The sequence below is a fragment of the Oleiphilus sp. HI0128 genome (assembly GCF_001635365.1).
In genome coordinates, this window is record NZ_LWGG01001011.1 from 1 (window position 1) to 694 (window position 694).

Here is a 694-nt window from a genome sequence, read left to right on the forward strand (position 1 = left end):
AAGGCTCTGGAGAAGAAAAAGGCTCTAGAGAAGAAAAAAGCTCTGGAGAAGAAAAAGGCTCTGGAGAAGAAAAAGGCTCTAGAGAAGAAAAAAGCTCTAGAGAAGAAAAAGGCTCTGGAGAAGAAAAAGGCACTGGAAAAGAAAAAAGCACTGGAACTTGAAGAAGCCCTAAAAATCAAAGAGCGTGAATTGGCTCGACAAGCTCAAGAGAAAGTCTTACTGGAAAAGATGCGTAAGCTTGAAGAGGATCGACTTTTAGAAGCAAAAGCTGCTGAAGAAAAGGCGCGCCAAGCTGAGCTCGAAGCCGCGCATGCCTTTGAAGTGAGTGAGGTCGAGCGTTTTATGGCTGCAATTAAACGTAAGGTGCAAACCAGATGGCGTATTCCTCCCAAATCAACCGGTTTAAGCGTCACCTTAACAATAGAGCTTTTACCAAGCGGTGAGTTAAAAGCGGTTGGGATTAAAAGTACTAGCGGAAACCCGGTCTATGATCGCTCAGCAGAGCATGCTGCTAGCAGCATTAGTACCTATCCTGTTCCTGATGATGTAAATATATTTGATCGGCACTTTCGTAAGTTCTCGATGCGATTTTCACCTGTTGATTAGTGAACGTTTTTTAGATAAATGTTCTTGTGACGAAATTCTGAGGTTTGAATGAAGAAGTTTCTAATACTGATATTAACTGCATTTGTAT

General features: G+C 41.9%; 1 protein-coding gene. It reads left to right on the plus strand.

Going from position 1 to position 694, the window contains the following annotated elements:
• The coding region (locus A3763_RS17300; protein ID WP_197482945.1) for a cell envelope integrity protein TolA at positions 1-606 on the plus strand (606 nt) is incomplete at its 5' end.
• Positions 607-694 lie beyond the last annotated feature (88 nt).